This is a genomic window from Streptomyces rectiverticillatus (genome assembly GCF_013394065.1).
Lineage (GTDB): Bacteria > Actinomycetota > Actinomycetes > Streptomycetales > Streptomycetaceae > Streptomyces > Streptomyces rectiverticillatus.
In genome coordinates this window covers 5606107-5623312 of sequence record NZ_CP040752.1, presented here as the reverse complement: position 1 = coordinate 5623312, position 17206 = coordinate 5606107, and the positions used below count along the sequence as shown (strand labels likewise).

Here is a 17206-nt window from a genome sequence, read left to right as displayed (position 1 = left end):
ATACGGCCGTTCCGCTCCCTCACTCATTCCCACCCCTTGTTGTCCAGTAGCGGAGCCACCGGCCGCTACGGATGCCGAGTAGTGCGACTTTAGATAGAAGGAACAACAAGGCAAAGCTTTCCGGCCAGCACCTGGACATACACCTTGAGCCTCCCCCGCAACACCGGCAGGATCCCCTCACCAGGGTTGACGGTTGAGCCGGCACCCAGGCAGGCCCCCGTATCAAGTCAGACGCGGTTTCCCGTGGGCTTCAGGATGGCCACGCACTCCACGTGGTGCGTCATCGGGAAGAGGTCGAAGGCGCGGAGCTTTACCGGCTTGTAGCCGGCTTCTGCGAAGTAGTTGAGGTCGCGGGCCAGGGCGGCCGGGTCGCAGGCTACGTAGGCGATGCGGCGGGCGCCGAGGGAGGCCAGGTGGTGGACCGTCTGCTTGCCGGCGCCGGCGCGGGGCGGGTCGAGGACGATGAGGTCGGCCTCCTTGATGCCCGTGCGCGGGAGGACCTGCTCGACCTTGCCCTGTTCGATGCGGACGCGGTCGAGGTCCTGGAGGTTGTGGCGGGCGTCCTCGACGGCGCGCTTGCCGGATTCGATGCCGAGGACGGCGCCCTTCTCGCCGATGCGCTCGCCGAGGGCTCCGGCGAAGAGGCCCACGCCGCAGTAGAGGTCGAGAGCCATGTCGCCCTTGCGGGGCATGAGGCCCTGCATGACGGCCTTCACCAGCATGTCGGCCGCCTGCGGGTGGACCTGCCAGAAGCCGCCCTCGCCCACGCGATAGGTGCGCTCGTCGGCGCGCTCGCGGACGAAGGGGCGGCCGTGGACCCGGTGGACCTGCTTGTCCTTCTCTCCGATGCGGAGGACCGAGACCGGCTTGTCCAGTTCCACGATCGGGAGGCGGCCTCCCGGCTTCGGGGTGAGGATCACCTGGCGGTCCGCGGAGCCCGAAGCCGCGATGGCCTCGACCGTCGCGATCTGCGGCCACTCGCGCTTCTCGATGCCCAGCTCGTTCACGCCCGGCGCCGCGATCATGCAGTGGTCGATGACCTGGACCTCGTGCGAGCGGTGCTTGCGCAGGCCCGCGTGGCCCTCGGCGTCGATCGCGTACTGGACGCGGGTGCGCCAGGCGGGGACCTCGCCCGCGGGGAGCTTGTCGCCCTCGGCCGGCATCACGGTGCCGTCCCAGCCGGCGTCCTCGGGGGTGAGGCCCGCCAGGCGCTTGAGCTGCTCGGCGATGACCTCGCCCTTGAAGCGGCGCTGGGCGCCGGGCTTGGCGTGCTGCCAGTCGCAGCCGCCGCACTTGCCGGGGCCGGAGAAGGGACAAGGGGCCGGGACTCGGTCCTTCGACGGTTCCAGGACCTGCACCGCGTCTGCGCGCAGGAAGCGGGACGTCGCCTCGCCCTCCGTGACCTTCGCGATCACGCGCTCGCCGGGGAGCGTGTGGCGGACGAAGAGGACGCGGCCCGACTCCGTACGGGCGACGCAGTGGCCGCCGTGGGCGACCGGGCCCACCTCGACCTCGTACTCCTCGCCGACCAGCGATTCCTGCGGTGCGTTCTGCATGGTGGCCGGCTCCAGAGACTTAAGAGAAAAGGTGGGGTGGGACAGCCGTCCAGTCTACGGGCCGTCCCACCCCACCTGCGAATTCACCGGGTCGACGGTGCTACTTCTTCGCTACTTCTTCGTCGACGCCTTTTCCTTTTTCTGCTCGCCCACCGGGCCCCGCCGCACCGAACCCGGCGCATTCCACTCGGCGCGCTTGCGGGCCCGCAGCTTGGCGGCCTCGGAGGAGTCGAGCTGCCAGGGCACCGAGGTGACCATCACGCCCGGCGTGAAGAGCAGGCGGCCCTTCAGGCGCAGGGCGCTCTGGTTGTGCAGCAGGTGCTCGTACCAGTGGCCGACCACGTACTCCGGGATGTAGACGCTGACGACGTCGCGCGGGCTCTCCTTGCGGAGGCTCTTGACGTAGTCGATGACGGGGCGCGTGATCTCGCGGTAGGGCGAGTCGAGGATCTTCAGCGAGACGTCGATGCTGCGGCGCTGCCACTCCTCGCGCAGCGCCTTGGTCTCGGCCGGGTCGACGCTGATGCTGAGCGCTTCGAGGGTGTCGGAGCGCATGAGCTTGGCATAGGCCAGGGCCCGCAGCGTCGGCTTGTGGATCTTGGAGACCAGGACGATCGAGTGGACGCGCGAGGGGCGGACGGTCTCGTCGCCCGGGCCCTCGTCGGCGGCGATCTCCTCGGACACCCGGTCGTAGTGCTTCCGGATCGCCGTCATGGTGGCGTAGAAGATCACCATGCCGAGCAGGGCGACCCACGCGCCGTGGGTGAACTTCGTCAGCAGGACGACGACGAGGACCAGGCCGGTGAGGAAGGCGCCGAACATGTTGATCGCGCGGGAGCGGATCATGCGGCGGCGCTTGGCCGGGTCGGTCTCCGTCCGCAGGTGGCGGTTCCAGTGCCGGACCATGCCGGTCTGGCTCAGGGTGAAGGAGACGAAGACGCCGACGATGTAGAGCTGGATCAGCTTGGTCGAGTCCGCACCGTAGATGTAGACCAGGACGGCCGCGGCGCCCGCCAGCAGCACGATGCCGTTCGAGAACGCCAGGCGGTCGCCGCGCGTGTGCAGCTGGCGCGGCAGGTAGCGGTCCTGGGCGAGGATCGAGCCGAGCAGCGGGAAGCCGTTGTACGCGGTGTTGGCCGCGAGGAACAGCACGAGCGCGGTGGATGCCGCGAGGATGATGAAGAGGAACGATCCGCTTCCGAAGACGGCCTCGGCGACCTGCGAGATCACCGGGTTCTGGGTGTATTCCTCGCCGACCGGCGTGCCGTTCTTGAGCAGGTCGGTGGCCGGGTTCTCGGCCATGCGGACGTTCGTCGCCATGGCCAGGCCGATGATGCCGCAGAACATGGTGACGGCGAGGGCGCCCATCAGGGCGAGCGTCGTGGCGGCGTTCTTCGACTTCGGCTTGCGGAAGGCGGGGACGCCGTTGCTGATGGCCTCGACGCCGGTCAGGGCCGCACAGCCCGAGGAGAAGGCCCGCAGCAGCAGGAAGACGAGGGCGATGCCCGCGAGGCCCTGGTGCTCGGCGTGGATGGTGAAGTCGGCGGTGGGGGCCTTCATGGTCTCGTCCATGAAGAAGCCGCGGGCCGCACCCCAGACGATCATGATGAACACGCCGCCGACGAAGACGTACGTGGGGATCGCGAAGAGCTTGCCCGACTCCTTGACGCCGCGCAGGTTCATCAGGGTGAGCAGCACGATCACGCCGACGGCGCAGGCCGTCTTGTGCTCGATGACGAACGGGACGGCGGAGCCGAGGTTCTCGATGCCGGAGGAGATGGAGACCGCGACGGTCAGGACGTAGTCGACGAGCAGGGCGCTCGCGACGGTCAGGCCGGCCTTGGGGCCGAGGTTGACGTTGGCGACCTCGTAGTCGCCGCCGCCGCTGGGGTAGGCGTGGACGTTCTGGCGGTACGAGGCGACCACCGTGAACATCAGCACGACCACGGCGACGGCGATCCATGGGCTGAAGTGGTAGGCCGACACGCCTGCCGCGGAGAGCACGAGGAGCACTTCGCCCGGCGCGTACGCCACGGAGGAGAGCGGGTCGGAGGCGAAGACGGGCAGGGCGATGCGCTTGGGGAGAAGGGTTTCTCCCAGCTTGCTGCTGTGCAGCGCCCGGCCGATGAGGATCCGTTTCGGCAGGTCGGTCAGTTTGGACACAACAGAGAAGCGTAAGCGCTCCCCCGGACGGCCGCCCACCCGCCACCCGCCGGAACGGAAATGTGGCGCACGCCGCACCACCCGGTCCGTGGAGCGGCGAGGACGCTCAGTTGCCGTACGGGACGCTGCGTCGTCGTCGTGCTGCGCGGCGGGGCGGCCGTGCGGTGGAGTGGGGCAGCCGTGGCTGCACGGCTGATCAGCCGTGCAGCAGGGCCGGCAGCGCCCGGTGGCCGTTGGAGATGAAGGACTCCACGGGCCGCAGGTCGCCCGGCTCCACGGCGAGCCGCATCCGCGGGAAGCGATCGAAGAGCGCGGGCAGGGCGATCGCGGCCTCCAGGCGCGCGAGGGGAGCGCCGAGGCAGAAGTGCACGCCGTGGCCGAAGGCGAGGTGGTCCTTGACGGTGCGGGTGACGTCGAAGCGGTCCGGTTCCGCGCCGTGCAGCCCGGGGTCGCGGCCGGCCGCGGCGTAGGCGGCGAGGATCGCGTCGCCCCGGTGCAGCACGGTGCCGTCGGGCAGCGCGATGTCCTCGGTGGCGTAGCGCAGGGGGAGGCTCGCTACGGGGGCCCGGTTGCGCAGGGTCTCCTCGATCACGTCGTCCCAGCCGGCCGTGCCCGCGCGGACGAGGGCCAGCTGGTCGGGGTGGGTGAGCAGTGCGTGGATGGCGTTGTCGAGGAGGTTGACGGTCGTCTCGTGCCCGGCGCTGATCACCAGCAGCAGGGTGTCGAGGAGCTCCTGTTCGCTGAGGCGCGAGCCGTCCTCCTCGCGGGCGGAGATCAGCACGCTCGTCATGTCGTCGGCGGGGGCGGCACGTTTGGCGGCGACGAGGGCGCCGAGGAGTTCGTAGATCCGCGCGTACGTGGCCGTGACCTCGGCCGGGTCGGCGGAGGTGTGGAAGATGCTGTCGACGCAGTCGCGCAGGCCGTCGCGCAGGTCCGGGTCGGTGACGCCGAAGAGCTCGCAGATGACCTGGATGGGGATCGGGTAGGCGTACGCCTCGCGCAGGTCGACCGGCTCGCCCGGGGCCGTGGCGGCCAGGCCGTCGAGGAGGTCCGCCGCCATGGCCTCGATGCGGGGGCGCAGGGCGGCGGTGCGGCGGGCGGTGAAGGCCTTGGCGACGAGGGCGCGCAGCCGCCTGTGGTCCGTGCCGTACGCGGTGAACATGTTCCGCACGGCGACCCACGTGAACAGGGGCCACTCGGGGGAGATCTCACCGTTGATCCAGGCCGGCCAGTGCTGATGCGGGTCCTTCGAGACGCGCGGGTCCGTCAGGAGCTCCTTCAGCAGCGGCTGGGTGGTCACTGCCCACGCCACCACTCCCCCAGGAAGCTCCACGGGCGTCGCGGCGCCCCGGGCCCGGATGCGGGCGGCCTCGCCGTGGATGTCGCTGCCGGTGGCGTCGATCCGGAAGGGGACGGCGGACTGAACCGGGACGGTACTGGGCTTGCGTTCCATCGGCTGTCTCCAGGGAGGTCGGCCTGCTGCGGGGAATGAGCGGACTGATCGGAGCGGGGGTGCTCGTACGGCGGCACGGGGCCGGGGCCGGGACCGGAGCCGAGGCCGGTCCCGGGCACGGGGCGCGGGGCGGGGCCGCGTACGGGGCCGGGGCCGGGGGCGCGCACTGGGCCGGAGCCGGAGCCGGGGCCGGGGCCGGGGGCGAGGCCGGGGCCGCGTACGGCGGATGCCGAGAGGTCGTGGACGGGCGCCGGCCGGGTGCCGGACGGCGGCGCCGGGGGGAAGCGCACGGGCAGGGCCGTCAGCGCGCGGTGGAAGGGGCCCGGGCGCCAGACAAGGCGGTCGGCGGGGATCGCGAGCTCCAGGTCGGGCAGGCGGTCGAGGAGCTTCTCGACGGCGACGGCGGCGATCAGGCGGGCCGCGTCCTTGGCCGGGCAGTGGTGGGGGCCCGCGCTCCAGGCGAGGTGGGCGCGGTTGCCGGTGCGCCGGCCGGAGAGCAGCGCCGGGTCGGTGTTGGCCGCGGCGAAGCTGACGACCACGGGCTCGCCGGCGGCCAGCGGCACGCCGCCGAAGTCGACGTCCTGGACGGGGTAGTGGACTCCGTAGTTGGCCATGGGCGGGTCGAGCCACAGCACCTCGTCCAGGGCGTCCTCGACGGGCATGCTGCCGCCGGCGAGGTCGCCGGCGAAGCGGTCGTCGGAGAGCAGCAGCCGCAGGGCGTTGGCGATGAGGTTCTGCTGGGGCTCGGTGCCGGCGCCGATGAGGACGACGTGCTGGTGGATCAGCTCCTCGTCGCTCAGGCGGGAGTGGTGCGCCATCAGCCAGGACGTCATGTCCGCGCCGGGCTGCTCGTGCTTGAGGGCGATGAGCTCGACGAGGCTGCTGGTGATGAGGGCGTCGGCGCGCTCGGCGTCGACGCCGTCGAAGATGCCCGAGAAGCCCTCGACGAGCCGGTCGCCCAGCTCGGGCGGGCAGCCGAAGAGCTGCTGGAAGACCAGCAGCGGCAGCACCTTGGCATAGGCGCCGAGGAGGTCGGCCTCGCCCAGGCCGGCGAAGCGGTCGATGAGCGTGTCGGCGCTGCGCTCGACGTAGCCGCGCAGGGCGTTGGGGTCGATGCGCGCCAGGGAGTCGGTGACGGCCTGGCGCAGCCGCGTGTGGGCTTCGCCGTCGGAGAACAGGCAGTTCGGCCGGTAGGCCATCATCGGCACGACGGGGTTGTCCGGGGCGACCCGGCCGTCGGCGAGGGCGCGCCAGCGGCGGGCGTCCTTGCCGAAGATCTCCGGGGTGCGGAGCACTTCGAGGGCGGCCCGGTAGTCGGTGACGAGCGTCGCGTGCGCCCCGGGCGCCAGCTCCACGGGGGCGGCCGGGCCCTGGGCACGCAGGCGCGCGTAGACGGCGTGCGGGTCGGCGGCGAAGTCGGGGCCGTACATGGGGGTGGGCGCGGGGGCGCCTACGGGGCATGTGGGGGGCGCGGGGTGGGTGGGGCGTGCGGGGCCGACGGCACCGGCGGCGCCGGTAGGGCCTGCGGTGCCTGTAGGGCCGACGGGGCCGGTAGGGCCTGCGGTGCCTTCCTGGCTTGCGGTGCCTGCCGGGCCTGCGGGCCCCTCGGGGGGCCAGGACGCGGGCCGGTGGCTCTGGTGGGCGGTGCCCGGGTGGGCGGGGTCCTGCCGAATGGGGCCGCGGTGCGCGGGAGGCTGCTGCATGGAGGCATGGTGCGCAGGGTCCTGCGGTACCTGGAGCTGGTGGGCGGAGCCCGGGTACGCGGGGTCCTGCGGCATGGCCTCTTGGTACGCGGGGCCCTGCGGGTCGGAGGTCGAGTGCGCAGGATCCTGCTGCATGGCTTCTTGGTGCGCGGGGCCCTGCGGCTCGGGGGCCGGGGCCAAGGCCGGAGGATCCTGCTGCAGGTGGCCCTGGTGCGCGGGGCCTCGGCGCGCAGGGTCCTGCGCGATGTGGTCCTGATGGCCGGGGCCCTGATGCGCAGGAGCTTGGTGTGCGGGGCCCTGGTAGCCGGTGCCCGGGTACGCGGGGTCCTGCGGCATGGGCTCCTGGTGCTCGGCGCCCTGCGGCATGAAGCCCTCGTGCGCAGGGCCTTGCGGCATGAAGCCCTGGTGCACGGCGCCCCGTGGCATGGGGCCCGGGTGTGCAGGGGCCTGTTCCATGGGCCGCTCGTGCCCAGGGCCCTGCTGCATGGGCCCCTGGTGCGCGGTGCCCTGCTGCAGCGCGTTGCCCTGCGGCATGGGGCCCTGGTGGGGCGGGAGCCCGTGGGCGGGGCAGCCCGGTGGGGGTGTGGGGGCGGGGGTGGGTTCCGCTCCGGTTGCCCATGCGTCGGGACGGTGGTTCACACGTGCTCCCGTACTACGGTGCGCCGCTGCAGGTACTCGACGAGGGAGATGAGCGCGCGGGTGGAGGAGACCCGGTCGCGGGCGTCGCACGTGACCAGCGGTGTCTCGGGCAGCAGGTCGAGGGCCTCGCGGATCTCCTCCTCGGGGTACACCGGCGCGCCGTCGAAGTGGTTGACGGCCACCGCGTACGGCAGGCCGAGCTCCTCCAGGAGGCCCATGACGTCGAAGGACTGCTCCAAGCGGCGGGTGTCGGCCAGGACGAGCGCGCCGAGCGCGCCGTGGGTCATGTCCTGCCACAGGCGCGTGAAGCGCTGCTGGCCGGGCGCGCCGAAGAGGTAGAGCACGAGGCTGTCGCTGAGGGTGAGGCGGCCGAAGTCCATGGCGACCGTGGTGGTGGTCTTGCCCTCGATGCCGGCGAGGTCGTCGACGCTCGCACCGGCCTGGGTCATGGTCTCTTCGGTGCGCAGCGGCCGGATCTCCGACAGCGAGCCGACGAAAGTGGTCTTGCCGACCGCGAAGTGGCCGACGACGAGGAGTTTCGCGGCGGTGCGCACGGTGCGGCGCAGATAGAGGTCTCCGTCGGGAGCTGGCTCAGAGGCGAGCGCGGAGTCCATCCAGCACCTCCTGCAGGATCTGGGCCTCGGGGAGTTGTGCCGAGGGGATGGGGGCCCGGGTGATGAGGTGGCCGCTGTCGACGAGGTCGCCGAGCAGCACCTTGGTGACGCTGACGGGCAGCATGAGGTGCCCGGCGATCTCGGCGACCGACAGGGGGCCGCCGAGGCAGAGTTCCATGAGCCGGCGCTTTTCGGGGCTGAGCCCGGTGAGCGGCCGGTCGTACTGGGCCAGGACCAGGGTGACCAGGTCGAAGGTGTTGCGGGTCGGGTGGGCGCGGCCGTCGGTGACGACGTACGGGCGCACTAACCCTCGCTCGTGCCTCGGCGTGGGCGGGGTCATGCCGGGGCGCCCGTGCCCTGCCAGTTGCCCGCGCGGGGCGGGCTGGTCAGCTCCTTGCCGAGACGGTCGACGAGCTTCTGCATGCGGTACGTGACCGCTTCCATGTCTACGTGCTCGGTGGCGGAGACGGCGAGGTAGGCACCGGGCCCCGCGGCGATGAGGAAGACGTAGCCGTGGGCGAACTCGACGAGCGTCTGCCGCCACGGGTTGTCCTGCTGCCCCTGGTGGGTGCAGAACTCGGAGGTCGAGCGGCTGATGGACTGCAGGCCCGACAGGGCCGCGGCCTGGCGCTCGGCCTCGTCGCGCTCGATGCCCTGGGAGCGGGCGCGCAGCATACCGTCCGAGGACAGGAGGATCGCGTGCCGGGCTTCGGGCATCTTGACGACCTCGTCCAGCATCCAGCCGAGCTCGTTGTTGTGGTGGTCGTTCACGCGTGGGAGTTCCCTTCGTCGTCTACGGGGGCGGGGGCGGGGGCCTGGGCAAAGGGGTGGGCGGCGTCCGGTTCCGGGGCCCCGTGCAGCGGGCCGACGGGGGTGCCTGCGGCGGGGGTGCGGCCCGCGCGGGTGCCGCGCGCGAAGGCGCCCATGCGGCGGGCGGTCTCCTCGGCGCTGCGCTCGGGGGCGGCGGGCCCGCTGCCCGGGGCGCCCGGCGCGGGCGTCGCGGCGGGCGGGGGCACGGGGCGGCCCCGGCGGCTGTCGGCGGCCGGCTGCCGGCGGCGGCGCTTGGGCAGGCCACCGGCGGTGGAGCCGACGGAGCCGGGGACGGGGGCCCCTCCGGGGTGGGAGCCACCATCGGGGGTGGTGCCGTCGCCGGGGAGGAAGGCGGCGCCGGGGGCCGTGCCGCTACCGGGGGCCGTACCGGCGTCGGGGACCGTACCGGCGCCGACGCCCCGGTCTCCGCCGGCCACGGGGGCACCACCGGAGACCCGGCCACCACCGGCCTCAGGACCGCCGCCGGAGACCGGGCCGCCGAGGGCGCCCTCGGAGCCGCCGCGGCTGCCGCCGGGCACGCCGGGGAAGCCGGCCTGCCCGGCCTGCGCCCCGCGGCTGCGGGTGGAGGTCTCCGGGAAACCGGCCTGCGCCTCGGGGTTACGGGCGGCGGAGCTCTCCGGGAAACCAGCCCGCCCCTCGCGGTTACGGGCGGCGGAGCTCTCCGGAAAACCAGCCCTCCCCTCGCGGTTACGAGCAGACGCTTCCGGGAAGCCGCCGGGGGCCTCGGGCTCGCGGGCGGGGGTCTCCGGGAAGGCTGCGGCCGAGGCCTCCGGGAAATCGGGGAAGTCGGGGAAGTCCGGCACGGGCGTACGCCCCGGGGGCCGCGTCGCGGCGGTGCGGTCCGCCGCGTGCGCGCCCGCGCCCGGGGGCCGCAGCGGCGTGGTGCCGGGCCCGTCGATGTCGAGCTGGGTGAGCAGGGTGCTGGGCAGGAACAGCACGGCCCGGACGCCGCCGTAGGGCGAGCGGGTGTCGACGGAGACGCTGAACCCGTAGCGCGCGGCGAGCACGCCGATGACGGGGAAGCCGAACTGCGGCGGGTCGCCGAGACGGGAGACGTCGACGGCGGCGCGGCCGGACAGCAGGGCTCCGGCCCGCTGGGTCTCCTGGCCGTCCATGCCGACCCCGGCGTCGTCGATGACGACGCAGGCCCCGTTGTGCACGGGCTGCAGGCCGACCTCGACGGTGGTGTTGGGCTGGGAGTGGCGGGCGGCGTTGTCGAGGAGCTCGGCGACGGCGAGGACGACGGGCTCCACGGCGCGGCTGACGACGGCGAGGTCGGCCTGGCTGTGGACCTGGACGCGCCGGTAGTCGCGGATGCGGGACGTGGCGCCGCGGACGACGTCGGTGAGCGGGGAGGCGGCGCGCTGCCGCCCCGGCCAGGAGCCGCACAGGACGGCGATGGCCTGGGCACGGCGGCCGAACTGGGAGTTGGCGTGGTCGATCTGCAGCAGGTCGCGCAGCACGTCGGGGTTGTCGTGCCGGTCCTGCATGTCGGAGATGGCCAGCTGCTGCTCGTGGGCGAGGCCCTGGAGCGCGCGCATGGATGCCTTGAGGGCGGCCTTCGCGGACTGGTCGGCGCGGGCCTGCGCCTTGTCGACGGCCTGGGTGAAGGTGTCCATCACGGACTGCAGGCCGTGCGCGAAGACGGTGCCCGTGAGCTGTTCGTCGAGCAGGCCGGGCAGCGGCACGGGCTGGTGCATGGAGGCCGTGACGGCGGGGAGCCGGACGGTGACCAGGTGCCCGAGTTCGCTGTCGCGCGCCCGCTGCCCCTCCTCCAGCGTGGCGGCGCGCAGCCGCAGGGCCGCGGCGATCCCCCGCTGGCGCACCAGCAGGACCGCGACGGCGATCAGTGCGGCGGCCAGGCACCAGGTCACTACGTCCGGTATGTGATGTGACATCAATTCCTCGTGGACGCAGGGGGCATACGGACGGCTGGACGTGGCCGTTGTCCCTGACGTCCCGTCCAGAAGCGGAATACGCCGATCATCCTAACCACGACGTTGCCCGCTTGGCCGATCTTCGCCCGTGAACGACCGAACACGCATCCGCACACGCATCCGCCTTCCGCGGGCCTCGGGTGAGGGTACGGAAGGCGGAGGGAAAGCGCAGGAGATTCGCGTGAGGTGTTGTCAGGACCACAATGCCCGGTCCACCAGCGGGCCTGCGGCGCCGGTGTAGTCGGCGGGGTCGCACAGGGCCGCCAGTTCGGCCGCGGTGAAGTGACCATCCAGTAACGGTTTCTCGGCGAGAACCGCCTGCAGTTCCCGGCCACCGGCCGCCGCTTCGGCCGACGCCTCCGTCAGCAGCCGCCCGGCCTCCGCCCTGCCGATGCGCGGTGCGAGGACCGCGGCGAGCCGCTCCGAGACGATCTGTGCACCCGTCAGACCGAGGTTGGCGCGCATGCGGTCCGCCCGCACGTCCAGGCCGGCGGCCAGCTCGGCGGCGGTACGGGCGGCTCCGCCGGTGAGGCGCAGGCACTCGCGCAGCAGCTGCCACTCCGCGTGCCAGGCGCCGGCCGAACGCTCGTCCTCGGCCGCCAGGCACTGCGTCAGGGCGCCGGCCAGCGCGGGGACCTGCAGCGCCGCGCTGCGGATCAGGGTGGCGAGCACGGGGTTGCGCTTGTGCGGCATGGCCGAGGAGCCGCCGCGCCCGGCCGGGCCGCCGCCCGGCTCGGCGACCTCGCCGACCTCCGTGCGCGCCAGCGACTGCACATCGGCCGCGATCTTGCCGAGGGCGCCCGCGGTGAAGGCGAGGGCCCCGGCCAGGTCGGCGACCGGGGTGCGCAGCGCATGCCACGGCAGGGCGGGGCGGGCCAGGCCCGTCTCGGCGGCGAACGCGTCCACGAGCCGCTCGGCGTAACTGCCGTCGGCCGTTCCCGCGGCTCCGTCGAGCCGGGCGTGCTCCAGATAGCCGGCGAGCGTGCCCGCCGCGCCGCCCAGCGAGACGGGCAGGCTCTCGTGCACCCGGCCGAGCCGCGCCTCCGCGTCGAGGACGAGCTGCCGCCAGCCGGCCGCCTTCAGCCCGAAGGTGGTGGGCACGGCGTGCAGGGTGAGCGTGCGGCCCGCCATGACGGTGTCGCGGTGCCGGGCCGCGAGGACGGCCAGCGCCTCGGCCGTACGGGTCAGGTCGGCGCGGACGGTGCGCAGGGTGCGGTCCGCGACCAGCATGGCGCCGGTGTCGAGGATGTCCTGGCTGGTCGAACCGCGGTGCACGTAGGCGGCGGCCTCGGGGGTGTCCTCGGCGACGAGACGGGTGAGCGCCCGGACGAGGCCGACGACGGGGTTGGCCGTCTCACGGGCCGCCAGGGCCAGGGCCCGCACGTCGAGCCGCCCGGCCTGCGCACACCGGGTGACGGCCTCCGCGGCGCGCGCGGGCACGGCCCCGAGACGGGCCTGCGCCCGGGCGAGAGCGGCCTCGGCATCGAGCATGGCCTGCAGCCAGGCGGTATCGGCGGTGACCTCCTCGGCAGGGGTCCCGACCCGGACGGGCGAAAGGAGCCCGACGTCGACGACTACGGCGTCGACGACCACGGCCTCGGACGGGGCGGCCTCGGACGGTACGGAGTCGGGCGGTACGGAGTCGGGCGGTACGGAGTCGGCTTGGGCGGGTGCCTTGGGGTTCTGCGTGGCGTTTCCGCCACCGCGGCGGTGATCATCCACGGCGTCGTGGGCCGACGCTGGCGAACCGGCCTGGGCGGGTACGGCACCGCCGGACTCCGCCGTAGGGGTTACGCGGCGCGGCGGCGGATACACGGGGGCGGGCGTCGCTTGACCCGGCGTCACGTTCCCACCGCCGCCACGGCGGTCAACCACGACCGCGCCGTCCGGCGGTGGCGAACCGGCCTGGGCAGGTGCGGCACCGCCGGGCTCCGCCGTAGGGGTTGCGCGACGCGGCGGCGGATTCGTGGCGGCGGGCATCGCTCCGCCCGGGCGGGCCGTCTCGTGGGCGCCCGGATTTCCTCCGGCGCCGCGGGGACCGGCCGCGCCTGGGGTCGTATCTCCACCGCCGCCACGGCGGTCAGCCACGACGGCGTCGTTCGGTGGCGCCGAGCCGGCCGGAGCAGGTGTCGCAGCGCCGGGCTCCGCGGGCCGGCGTGGATGGTTCGTGGTCATACGATCACTCCTTCCGGGGCCGCGTCGGGGGCCGGGGGGCGGAGGGCCGGTGGGACGTGGGCTACCGGGGGGAGGGACAGGACCGCGCGGGCGATGGCGTCCGCGTCGCCCAGTGTCACCGAGTCGACGCCCGGCCGGATGCCCGCCGCCGTCACCCAGTGCACGGACTCCGTGGGCACCCCGTAGGCGAAGCGGCGCGGGTGGGGCAGGCCGCGGCCGTCGAGGACGTGGTACGGGCGCTCGGTGACGGCCAGTCCGCCGGTCTCGTAGCCCGCGCCGGTGGCCGTGGGGATGCGGTAGGTGGTGACCTGATCGGTGTTCAGGAGGTGGCGCAGGAGGGGGTCGGCGGTGCGGCGCAGGTCCGGTTCGGGCAGCCGGGCCTCGATGAGCACCCGGGAGCGGACGGCCGGCCCGGGGACAGCCGGGCAGTCGGCGGCGAAGGAGGGGCCGGCGGGGCCGGCGACCTCCAGGCGGACGACGGTGCCGGGGCCCATGACGTCCAGGACGCCGGCCTCGATGAGGGCGGCCATCTCCTCGATGCGGGAGGCGGGCGGCCCGATGGAGAGGAAGGCGTTGAGGGGGGTGTACCAGCCTTCGAGGTCGTCCCGGTGGGAGTCGCCTTCGAGGCCGCCGTGGTCGACGGCGAGCCGGATCTCGTTGCGCAGGTCGCGCAGGACGTCCAGGGCGGCCTTCAGGGGCCCGCTGACGTTGCCCTCGCGGGCGGCCCGCACGTCCGCGCGCAGGTAGTCCAGGAGCCAGGCGTGGAAGTCGGCGCGGCCGGTGAACACGCGGTCGCCGTACGGTCTGGCGAGGCGCTGCCAGTCCCAGCGGCCGGCAGGGGCGATGCGGAAGGCGTCGAGGAGCTCGGCGCGCTCGTCGTCCTTCTCCAGCGCCAGATAGCGCTCCGTGAACTCCTCCCGCTCGCCCGCCCGGCCGAGCCGCTCCAGCAGCGTGCCGTAGTAGACGCTCTCCACCTCGCCGGCGATCAGCGGCCACAGGTCGGTGCCGAAGCGCACGGGGCCCCCGCGCCCGGCGCGCTCGCGCAGGCCGGCGATGTAGCCGGCGGTGAGCAGCCGGGGCCGGTGGCGGCCGTGGGCGCCCTTCTCGTTCTCGCCGCGCGCGTGGTACGGGACACCGCGCCGGGAGAAGGCGTACAGCCGCGGCTCCGCACCGGACGGGCGGTAGACGACCCGGCCGCCCTCGCGGACGAACGTGCCGCCGCGCCCGGCCGTGAACAGGGCCATGTAGTCGAAGAAGTTCAGGCCGAGGCCGCGCAGCAGGACGGGCTGTCCGGGCGCGATGTGCCCGAGGTCGAGGTCGGCGGGGTTGACGGGCGTGACGTAGTCGAGGTGGTGGATGCGGGCCAGCGACGCCGTACGGGCCTCCCGGACGGACAGCTGGGCAGGCACGTGGCCGAGCGCCATGACGACCGCGTCGAGCCGGTTGAGGCGGGTGCCGTCCTCCAGGCGGATGCCCTGGGGGCCGCCGGTGATGCCTTCGATGTCGGCCATGGCGACCGCGCGCGAGCGGTGGACCTCGACGGTCACGTGTGCGGGGGCCCGGGCGGCGATCCGGCGGAAGCTGTCGTGGAGGTAGCGGCCGTAGAAGGCGCGGGTGGGGTAGGCGTCCGGCCCCAGGGCGCGGGCCTCGGCGAGGGTGGCGGCGTCGTACTGCCCGTTGTTGTCGCTGATTCCGCTGTCCTCTGCGTCGACTCCGCTGTCCGCGGCGTCTACTCCGCTGTCCTCGGCGTCGTCGGCGTCCTCGCCTGCCCCGCCGTCCCCCTTGGCCCCGCCGTCCCCGTCGGCCCCGTCGGCGGCGATGCCGCGCGCCCACGCGTACAAGCTGGGTCCCGGCTCGACCGGGCCCTCTATCCGGGCGCTGTCGTCCGTGTACACGGTGATCTGCGACGCCACGGTGTTCATCAGCAGGTGGGGGGACTGGTCGGTGCGCCACACGGTGCCCGCGCCGGGCGCGGACGGGTCGACGACGTGCACGGTCACCGCGGAGTGCGAGGGCGCGGCGCGCTCGTTGGCGCACAGCCGCTCCAGCACGGACAGTCCCCGTGGGCCGGCACCGACGATGCCGACCTCGATACGACTGCTGCTGCTCATGCGTATGCTCCTCCGTTCTGAGGGGACTCCCGGGGCGGGGATGCACGGCGGTGCGGCGGTACGGCGGTACGGCCTACGGGAACGGTTGCTGTGCGGCGCTGCGCGAACGGCTTTCCTCTGGTCTCATCTGGCCGTCGGCGGGCGACGGGGGTCAACGTGCGGGCGCGGGGTCCGTCAGGTCCCCGCCGCCGAGATGACACAGCGTCAACTACCCTTCTCCGGCCCCCTCCCCCGCCCGCCGCCCCGTGCGACAGTAAGCGGCATGCGCGCCGCCTACATCGATCGGCTCGGCCCGCCGGAGGAGATCGTGATCGGCGAGCTCCCCGCCCAGCGGCCCGGGCCGGGCCCCACCGACGTCCTGGTCGACGTCGCCGCCACGACCGTCAACCCCGTCGACACGCTCGTCCGCTCGGGGCGCTTCCGGACGGCGCTGCCCTTCCCCTTCGTGGTCGGCCGGGATCTGGTGGGGACGGTCGCCGAGGCCGGGCCGGGCGCGCCCGGGTTCGCGCCCGGCGACCCGGTGTGGTGCAACAGCCTGGGGCACTGCGGCCGGCAGGGGGCCGCCGCCGAACAGGCCGTCGTCCCCGCCGACCGGCTCTACCCGCTGCCGGCCGGGGCGCGGCCCGAGGACGTCGTTGCGGTCGCCCACCCCGCCGCCACGGCCTACCTCGCGCTGTTCACCCACGGCGGGCTGCGGGCCGGCGGGACCGTGTTCGTCGGCGGGGCCGCCGGGAACGTGGGCAGCGCGCTGGTGGCCCTGGCCGTGTGGGCGGGCGCCCGGGTCGTGGCCACGGCCGCGGCGCGCGACGCGGAGTACGTGCGCTCGCTCGGCGCCGACGAAGTCCTCGACTACGCCGCCCCCGGGCTCGCCGGGCGCCTCGCGGCGGCCGCGCCGCGCGGCGTCGACGTGCACGTCACCACCCACGGCGGGCACGACCTGGACGCCGCCGTACCGCTGCTCGCCCCGCGCGGCCGGATCGTGCTGCTGGCAGGCGTCGCCGCCCGGCCCGTACTCCCCGTGGGGCCGCTGTACCAGAAGGGCGGGTCAGTGGTGGGGTTCGCGATCTCCCATGCGTCCACCGCCGAACTCGCCGAGGCGGCGGGGGTCGTGGGGCGGCTGGCCGCCACGGGACGGCTCCGGGCGCGGGCCGTCGAGCGGCTGCCGCTCGCGGCCGCCGCCGAAGCGCACCGCCGCATGGAGGACGGCGAACTCCGGGGGCGGCGGGTGGTTTTGGCGATCTGAGGCCCGCCCCACGACGGACCGTACGGGGGTGCCCCGGGACCTGACTCATCCGCCGGGCCGCCATTGCCCGGGGCCCGCAGGCCCGCGCACCCTGGAGCCTATGACTCCCCCAGCCACCGACGCTGCTGAGACCGCCGACGCCACCTCGATCTTCCGGGTGCAGGCCCGCGTCCTCGTCGCGGCCGCACCGGACACCGTCTACGACACGGTCAGCGAGCTGGCCCGCAGCGGCGAGTGGAGCCGTGAGTGCACCGGCGGCCGCTGGGTGTCCGGAACGCCGCGCACGGTCGGCGCCGTCTTCCGCGGCGAGAACCACCGCGGAGCGGACGTCGTGCCCTGGGCGCCGGTCGTCCGCGGCCCCTGGACCACCGAATCCGAGGTCGTGGCCGCCGAGCCCGGGCGCCTGTTCCAGTGGGCAGTCCGCGACAGCGCCGGCCGCCTCCAGGACAGCACCTGGACGTACGAGTTCGAGGCCGCCGGGGACGGCTGCCTGCTCTTCCACCACTACCGGCTCGGCCGGCCCACCGAGGGGCTCGCGAAGATCTTCCGGCAGCTGGGCCCGGACGGGCAGCGGCGGTTCACGGCCGAGTGGAACCGCAAACTCGCCGGCGACGTGGCCGCGTCGCTGTCCCGCATCAAGGACATCGTCGAACGGGCCGCTGTCGAAGGGACGGCTGCCGAGCAGGTCGTGGTGGTCGAGCGGACCGTGGTCGAGCGGACCGTGGTCGAGCGGGACGTCTGACAGGTCGACAGGCCCGTCCCGCGAGGGCCGAGGGATGAG

The 17206-nt window shown here is 74.0% G+C and carries 11 protein-coding genes and 1 pseudogene; 2 read left to right on the top strand and 10 right to left on the bottom strand.

Annotated elements, in window-relative coordinates:
* Nucleotides 1–227: 227 nt before the first annotated feature.
* The 10 genes and pseudogenes from FGW37_RS24620 to FGW37_RS24575 form a co-directional block, all read right to left on the bottom strand.
* Nucleotides 228–1556 carry a class I SAM-dependent RNA methyltransferase gene (locus tag FGW37_RS24620; RefSeq protein ID WP_179083034.1) on the bottom strand — a complete coding sequence of 443 codons (1329 nt, stop codon included), beginning with the start codon at nt 1554–1556 and terminating at the stop codon, nt 228–230.
* A 111-nt stretch (nt 1557–1667) separates the two neighbouring features.
* Nucleotides 1668–3719: an APC family permease gene (locus FGW37_RS24615; RefSeq protein ID WP_179083033.1), complete on the bottom strand. Its 2052-nt coding sequence runs from the start codon at nt 3717–3719 to the stop codon at nt 1668–1670.
* A 196-nt stretch (nt 3720–3915) separates the two neighbouring features.
* Complete coding sequence (locus FGW37_RS24610) at nt 3916–5172, bottom strand: cytochrome P450 family protein (RefSeq protein ID WP_179083032.1); 1257 nt, start codon at nt 5170–5172, stop codon at nt 3916–3918.
* A 137-nt stretch (nt 5173–5309) separates the two neighbouring features.
* A pseudogene (locus tag FGW37_RS24605) lies at nt 5310–6602 on the bottom strand (cytochrome P450); the annotation flags it as partial.
* 908 nt (nt 6603–7510) lie between these two features.
* Nucleotides 7511–8128, bottom strand: coding sequence for a GTP-binding protein (locus FGW37_RS24600; RefSeq protein ID WP_179083031.1), 618 nt, complete (start codon nt 8126–8128; stop codon nt 7511–7513).
* Nucleotides 8106–8468, bottom strand: a complete 363-nt coding sequence (locus FGW37_RS24595; RefSeq protein ID WP_058042179.1) for a DUF742 domain-containing protein — start codon at nt 8466–8468, stop codon at nt 8106–8108. Before FGW37_RS24595 ends, FGW37_RS24600 begins: the two co-directional genes overlap by 23 nt.
* Nucleotides 8465–8866: a roadblock/LC7 domain-containing protein gene (locus FGW37_RS24590; RefSeq protein ID WP_425506662.1), complete on the bottom strand. Its 402-nt coding sequence runs from the start codon at nt 8864–8866 to the stop codon at nt 8465–8467. Before FGW37_RS24590 ends, FGW37_RS24595 begins: the two co-directional genes overlap by 4 nt.
* A 29-nt stretch (nt 8867–8895) precedes the next feature.
* A complete protein-coding gene (locus FGW37_RS34200; RefSeq protein ID WP_425506587.1) occupies nt 8896–10857 on the bottom strand; it encodes an ATP-binding protein in 1962 nt (653 codons plus the stop codon).
* Nucleotides 10858–11088: 231 nt separating this feature from the next.
* A complete protein-coding gene (locus FGW37_RS24580; protein WP_246430851.1) occupies nt 11089–12489 on the bottom strand; it encodes a nitrosuccinate lyase in 1401 nt (466 codons plus the stop codon).
* 578 nt (nt 12490–13067) lie between these two features.
* Complete coding sequence (locus FGW37_RS24575; RefSeq protein ID WP_179083028.1) at nt 13068–15182, bottom strand: FAD/NAD(P)-binding protein; 2115 nt, start codon at nt 15180–15182, stop codon at nt 13068–13070.
* 262 nt (nt 15183–15444) lie between these two features.
* Here FGW37_RS24575 and FGW37_RS24570 point away from each other — a divergent pair, with 262 nt between their 5' ends.
* Together FGW37_RS24570 and FGW37_RS24565 are read left to right on the top strand one after the other, a co-directional pair.
* Nucleotides 15445–16425: an NADPH:quinone reductase gene (locus FGW37_RS24570; protein WP_179083027.1), complete on the top strand. Its 981-nt coding sequence runs from the start codon at nt 15445–15447 to the stop codon at nt 16423–16425.
* A gap of 100 nt (nt 16426–16525) precedes the next feature.
* Complete coding sequence (locus FGW37_RS24565; protein WP_179083026.1) at nt 16526–17167, top strand: SRPBCC family protein; 642 nt, start codon at nt 16526–16528, stop codon at nt 17165–17167.
* Nucleotides 17168–17206: the final 39 nt, after the last annotated feature.